The sequence below is a fragment of the Rhodovulum sp. YNF3179 genome (assembly GCF_050586465.1).
Lineage (GTDB): Bacteria > Pseudomonadota > Alphaproteobacteria > Rhodobacterales > Rhodobacteraceae > CAJXYS01.
The window spans coordinates 1-6,758 of record NZ_JBOCEG010000012.1 but is presented as its reverse complement, the minus strand read 5'-3'; the positions used below and the strand labels follow the sequence as shown (position 1 = coordinate 6,758).

5 protein-coding genes and 1 pseudogene are annotated in these 6,758 nt (G+C 41.7%); all 6 read right to left on the bottom strand.

Features of this window, described 5'->3' with window-relative positions:
* Nucleotides 1-1,190, bottom strand: a 1,190-nt coding sequence (locus ACQ5SP_RS16475; protein WP_430939500.1) for a hypothetical protein, incomplete at its 3' end; no start/stop codon positions are given.
* Between the two features lie 378 nt (nt 1,191-1,568).
* On the bottom strand, nt 1,569-2,801 hold the full coding sequence (locus ACQ5SP_RS16470; RefSeq protein ID WP_430939499.1) for a lipopolysaccharide biosynthesis protein: 1,233 nt from the start codon (nt 2,799-2,801) through the stop codon (nt 1,569-1,571).
* Between the two features lie 91 nt (nt 2,802-2,892).
* The gene (locus ACQ5SP_RS16465; protein ID WP_430939498.1) at nt 2,893-3,663 is read right to left on the bottom strand and encodes a class I SAM-dependent methyltransferase; all 771 of its coding nucleotides are present in this window, start codon (nt 3,661-3,663) and stop codon (nt 2,893-2,895) included.
* 445 nt (nt 3,664-4,108) lie between these two features.
* A pseudogene (locus ACQ5SP_RS16460) lies at nt 4,109-4,865 on the bottom strand (IS5 family transposase).
* Between the two features lie 189 nt (nt 4,866-5,054).
* A complete protein-coding gene (locus ACQ5SP_RS16455; RefSeq protein ID WP_430939497.1) occupies nt 5,055-5,969 on the bottom strand; it encodes a glycosyltransferase family 2 protein in 915 nt (304 codons plus the stop codon).
* Nucleotides 5,966-6,640, bottom strand: a complete 675-nt coding sequence (locus tag ACQ5SP_RS16450; RefSeq protein WP_430939496.1) for a hypothetical protein — start codon at nt 6,638-6,640, stop codon at nt 5,966-5,968. The genes ACQ5SP_RS16455 and ACQ5SP_RS16450 overlap by 4 nt, the downstream gene beginning before the upstream one ends.
* Nucleotides 6,641-6,758 lie beyond the last annotated feature (118 nt).

Sequence of the window (6,758 nt, the reverse complement as noted above, 5' to 3'; positions counted from 1 at the left end):
GACATTCGCTCAAACAAATAAGTTGATCGCTCGACAGCTAGTATCAAAGATAAATTGATCCAAATATATGGCTTCGCAATCGCTCCATCGACAAAGCATACACATACAACAAAGATACAAAATACAATATTCGATCGTGCTGGATATTTAATCTTTTCTTGGATCAATACTCCTGCAAACAGAAACAGACCCACAAAACCGTACCGGACCAAAATTTCGACGATAGCGTTCAGCGCTACATTTCGTTCCAGATCTTTCTCAGTGTAACCAGGGCCAAACCCAAAAGCTGGCGCCTTTTCGATTGTGTAAATACTGACGTTAATTTCATTGATCAAACGGATTGCCCCTGAGCCCGTTTCGAATATGTTTATTTTTCCTCCGATTAAGTGGAAATTCGAGAAAACTTCGTTTTCCAATCTCGAGAAAACATAAAAAATTGTGTCAGCATTAACTATCACAAAAAACATAAAAACCGCAATGACTAAAAGCATTCTGAGACCAGAACCACCACGTTTATATGAGAGCAAACGCAACGAGTATATCAAAAGAACAAAAACCAAAGCGCCTAAAGATTTTGACAAAAAAGCCGCAGCAAAAATCAAAATATCAATTAAAAATCTCTGAGAGCTTCGGCAAAAAAGATTGTAATAACTAAAAGATAACAAAAAAATCGATAGAAACGCCGGCTCGGAAAAAACGCTAGACACCTGCCTTGCCCAGCCGTCACCACGTCCCCTTTGCTCAAAAAAATCGGATGAGAAGGGAAGTCCGGTACCATTCGCGACCCATTGGTAAATACTGAAGGCACAGATGACAATAATTACATTATCATAAAGCCTTTCAAGTTTCTTTTTATCAAGAAATGAATGAATTTTCTCGGATTTTATAAATAAAAGAGGGCTAAACGAGCATAGTAGCAAAACGGTTCGTGAAAGTGATTCAACGCCCGAATATACAACACCCACCATTCCCCAGGTAGATATATACGCTAGAAGCGCCAGTTTCAAAGCAGATAGATGAATACGGGCAAAGGAAAGCGAAACAAAGAAGAATAATAAAAATGCGCTAAGAACAGGATAATAGAAGGCCGCATTAATGCCGGCTGCGTTAGCAATTAATGGGACTACCAAAATAATAGTGGCGCCACCCCCAATTCCGACTAAGAAAGAGTTTTCTTTCTTTATTTTCATTTATTATCAGACATCTTGACTGCTCCGCGACAAAAGTATCTCTTTCGAACCGAGAATTCCAAAAATCTACCAAATTTATAGCTTTGTGTCACCACTCCAGACGTACTAAACCCTATCGCTGACAGCCATCCGGAGCACACTCCCTTCCGCCAAGCCGACCGTAAACTCATCATAGCAACATCAGTTGGATCCGATAATCTCCGATCATCCGTTTTCTGAAACCGGAAGTCATTCGTGGCGCAAACGAAGAACAGGGTAGGCGCACAGTCCCTCCAATCCAACCTTACATGAAAGAAAAAAACATTGCCATACATTTCTAACTTCGTGATATTGCCAGCTACCCGGTAAAACAATCTTTAAAGAAAACTCGGCTTTTAATCAGTTTTCCACATCTTGCCACTTAGAAGCCGAAATTGTCACAGCCAGTTCGAAAACACTTCCAATCACAATTGCAATACAAGCTCCTATCAAACCAATGCTGTTGACCAAAATTATACAGAAAATAATTTGAACGAGCGCGCTAGATATGACCACCAGCGTAATTTTGGCCGAGGCTAGATTTACAAGAAACTTAAGCATAACGAGTTTCGATGCCAAGGCAAACGGAAGTGCCGCTACAATTATTGTAAAAAGGGGAAGTACCTGGGAAAAGGCTTCTGGCAGCAGCCATTTTACATAATTAAAAGCAAGCCCAATCGTAAAGAACGCCAAAATAGAGCCGATCCCTAGCATCAAAAAAACACTCTTTGGTGAATCTATTTTTTGTCCGCTTGGCAAACCCCGGGCAACCTTAGCGTAGAAAACGTTGACAAGCGTCAATACATGGTTTGCTACACGGCGGTACATACTCGAAAATGCAACTTGGATAACTGCAACTCCTTCAGCACCAACAAAAAAAGCGACAATCCACAATGTACTTTGCAAACGCAAGGTTGAGGTCGCATCTGAAACGACCATTTTAATTCCAAAATTTCGTACCGATTTTCTGTATGTTTTCCGCCGAAACGGTGATATTAAATTTCTTTTAAAGCTTAAAATCAGAAATGCGAAGAAAATAATTGAAAAATCCAAAGCGCCTTTAACTAGCGCATATACTTCCAAATCATTTGTTTTATGCGCAGCGAGTGCTGAAAATCCACCGGCAATAAGCGCGCGGAATAACTCTAAAGCTGAACTCCACAGGAACTCTTCTTTTGCGATAAAATAGCTGCTAACGGCCTGAAACAAAATGTTTGGGAAAAGGGTTCCATAAAACACAGCGGCGAAGAGTAAAATATTAAGTTCTGCGGTGAGACCTTCGCCTAATAAAACAACGGGCACTGGCAATATCAGAATTGGCAGAGAAAGCAAAAAGCGGTCGCTAAGACAGGCCAGAAACGCTTCGTCGTCTCCGCGCGCAAGATCCACCTTTGATTCGAAAGAAATCCTTGGGAAGGTAAATATCATTGATGCGAGCGCAACCGACAAATATAGTGCATAGATACCGTAATCGGCAACTTCAAACGAAGCTAGTACAATAGGTATAAGTAAAAGGTTAACAAGCGTAGCGAGAATACGCGGGCCAGCGTGATAAAATATGCTTTTTGCCGTTTCTTTATCGAGCTTTATCATCGAATTTTTTTGAAATCGCTTGCTTTTCTTATTCTGCCAAAATCTTAATTTTTAATTTTCTCTGTGTTTCTGCTTGAAAAAGAGATACTTTTTATCTCTTATTTGCTTCAAATATAATCTGGTAAGCGGATTTCATCCATTCTACGTCCGCATGACGCTCGCGGTTATTTAGAGTTGGGACAGATGAATCACCAAAACTCCGCCACTGTAGATTTTCGTAGCCTGTTAGTTTAACCAGTTCTTTGATTGTATTTCGATCATAAATGAATTGATGCCCCCAAAGGCGAAAATTATCATTTAATACACGCGCAACTGTTTGGATTCCAACTTGATCGGACCCTCTATGAAGCCGCATGTGCCGCTCAATTACAGAATTTTCATCAATTATAGGATTATTGCCCTGATAAATCGAAATCAATCCTTCTAAATCCGGGGTTGCGAATCGGATAGTTCCGTTTGGTTTAAGGCAGCGGTGAATTTCTTTTAAAAGAAATGCAGCGGATTCGAGGGATATATGTTCTAAAAATTGTTCAGCAAAAACCGCGTCAAGGCTTTCGTTTTCGAATGGCAATTTTTTTGTAGCATTAAGAAAAATATCTCCGGCAATGATGTCTCCATTTATCCAACCTTCCTCTTTTACAAGGTGATAGCCCCCTCCAATTTGCAAAATATGTGGACCCTTCTTTCCTAAAAAGCTGCGAATGATTGCGCCACGTACCACGTGCCCTCGAGTTGTTTTATGATAAGCTATTCGAACTTTTCCTTTGGTTAGGGAAAAATGTAGAGAAAGAATGAAGTTAAATATTTTAGGATGCTTTTTGATTTTTTTCTTGAGATTTTTTGATATGGTTTCTTTTGCCATTTTTGTTTCACCTTATTCCGGCCAGTACTGGGTTTTTCGGCGCATTTGATATATTTTAATATCTATACTTAATGCTTATTTTAAAAAAAGGGTTGCACTTTTTGGCGCACGATTTTGCTCTATTCCAAAATTTCGAAAATGCGACTTATTTTTATTGCCTTAAATCAAGGGCCTTTAAAGGTTGGGCGCCAAGTTTTGCTGTGCCTAACCCCCGCGAAATGCCGAGTAAGGTTTATGCAGTAGAGAATAATATAAATGGCTATTACGTGATACCAAAACATGGTTTGAAAGATTTCTAGCTGCAATTTTCTTAAAAAAGTCGACCTGAAAAAGAGATCTTAAATTACCTGCGCCCCAATTTATCCTTTCGTTTTAGGGGTGTGTTAACAAGTGCAAAAACATTATGAGAAAATGTTGATGCCTGTACGGTGCCTAGGGTCGGGATTCATAGCCAGTAGATGATGGTTACGGCGAGTGCGATTACTGATAGGAGGACGATTGGACAGCGGTCAGAACACGTTGTGACGCGACGCCACTCCCTGAGCCTGCCAAACATAACCTCGATGCGGTTGCCGCGCTTGTATCCGCGCTTGTCGTATTTGACCGGCGTGTTGCGTTGCTTTGGCCCGCGGGCGCAGGCACGTATGCCTTTGTCTTGTAGCGCTTCCAGGAACCAATCGGCATCGTAGCCACGGTCGCCGAGCAGCCAGTCGACTTCTGGGAGGCTGCTGAGCAAAGCCCATGCGCCGATGCAATCACTGCCTTCTCCAGAGGTGACGAACAGATCAAGCGAGCGCCCCTGGCCGTCACGGATGGCGTGAATTTTCGTGTTCATGCCGCCTTTGGTTCGACCGATCAGGCATCCACGCCTTCCTTTTTCGCGGCCAGACTGGCCGCTGTTCGATGGGCCTTGAAATAGGTCACGTCGATCATCACAGTCTTCTCTTCGCCGTGCTCGGCGGCCAGACCCATCATCTTCCGAGCGAAGATACCCTTCTCAATCTAGCCCCTCCATCAGCCGTAGAACTTCTCGTGCGGGCCATAGCCGGCCGGAGCTTCACGCCAACGCAAGCCATTGCGATTGGTTAAAATTATTCCGCTCGGAACACGCTTGTCATCAACCCGCGGCTTTCCGTGGAACGTCAGAAAAAGGGGGCGAGACGCGCCGTCTGCGCATCGTTCAGCCATAAAACATTGTTTATGTCACCGCTCCGTTTTCGAAGCCTTGAATCCCGCGGGGCAAGCGAAATTAATGCATCTTGATCCAAACCACCTGCACCATCCCGCAAAAAGCGTCACGTAGGCAGGACTGTCAAGAATTAACAATTAGGAATTAGGACACATCTTCCACGGCTCTGTTATTAATCTTCACCGGAACACTCACGTCATGCTCACGGGACGTATTTTTTAAAATTATCCTTAACTCCTGCTACTCGATATCGGATCCGCGGAAGTAAACCAAAAGGGTGTAAGCGTTTCGCCAATGTGAAGTATTCACTCGCTTCCTTCTCCCTGCCAATTTTGCGGTAAAGCTTTGCAATGTTAAGATGAATCATTGCTTCAATTTTGGGGGAAGTATCCAAAAAAGAGCGGAACTTTCTTAACTTAGTTAAATTGCCGACTATTGCTAACTCAATATCTTCGACGTTAGATCCCGTAATCCTTGGAGATCCGCCATGATCAACGTGGTAATGCACAAGAACCTCTTCGACCACTCCAACAGGATAGTGCCTTGCAACCCTACGTATAAAATCTCCATCATTCCCACGTCGTAGCTCCTCATCAAATTTGAAATTTTTAGCGACCTTCTTAGGGACAACTATTGTTGAAGCATTTCCAAGGGGTTGGCTCACAAGTAATTTATCGAAAATATTGCCCTGAAGGCGTGAGTGCCGCTGACCGATCTTTTTGGCGCCACGCATCACATCGAACCAGCAATAGACTAGTCCAAGATTTTTTTCTTTTTCTAAAAGCTGTATTTGCTTCTCTAACTTATTTGGAAGAAATTCATCATCATCATCTAAAAATGATATGTATTTCCCAAATGAAGCATCGATCCCCGTGTTTCGAGCTCTCGAAACATGTTGATTTGTCGGATGTCGAAAATATCTTATTCGGCTGTCTTCATTTGCCAGAGATAGCACCATCTGCTTCGTTTCATCAGTGGAGGCATCATCAACGACTATGCACTCAATGTCTTCAAGGCTCTGTGCTAAAACGCTTTTTATTGCGCGGTTTAGGAGTCTTTGCCTATTGTACGTTGGCAAGACTACTGAAATAACTGGGTTTGAATGATTGGAATTCATTTCATTAAGCTCAAAAATTTTCTTAGTAGATTTTTTAATTGCTTCGGCAGTGTGACAAGGATTAAGTGTGGATATATTCCACTTTTGCCCTTGCTTGCGACCTTCTCAAAAATCACTAAAGTATTTGAAGAGAAGACTTGCTTCAGCTCATCCTTATGGCGGGTTTGCCACCGCTTAACCGCTAATTTTGCTGTTTGACGGTGGAAATCATCTAATGCAATTATTGCGCCTACCTTACATTGAGGAAATAAAAAATAAAGGACCGCCTCGCGTGCCCCAGGGTATCGCCTCTCGGTTGGTCCATCAATTAAAAGGGCATCTATTTCGGTTCGTTTTAATTCGTCTGGTACTTTGTAAGTCCTTGCCCAAACGCCGTTTAATAATTGCACTGAAATCGGACAGTAATAAATATTTGCGTTTTTTACTTCGCTTTTTGTGAGTAAATTTCTATTCTTGTTTGTGTACTCGAGACTTTCCTCAAGTGAAGTTATTTGACAATTCGGAAAGTCGGCGGCTAGATTTATGGTACTATATCCACTTCCTGCCTCAAAAATATTTTTTACTTTATTACTGAGGTGCATCGTAAATATACTATAATTTTCTTTTCCGATCGCCCATGGAGCATCAAGATTTTGGGTCATTTCTTGCTTTGTGATTTCTTGGTCAGTCATTTTTCTTAGCTCTTGCGTTGGATTTGGTAAGTGTTTGATTTCGAAAAAAAAATAAGTGACTTTATTTTAAATTTTATAATGTTTTAAAATTTAGAAATAATTTCGCATTTTAAGACTT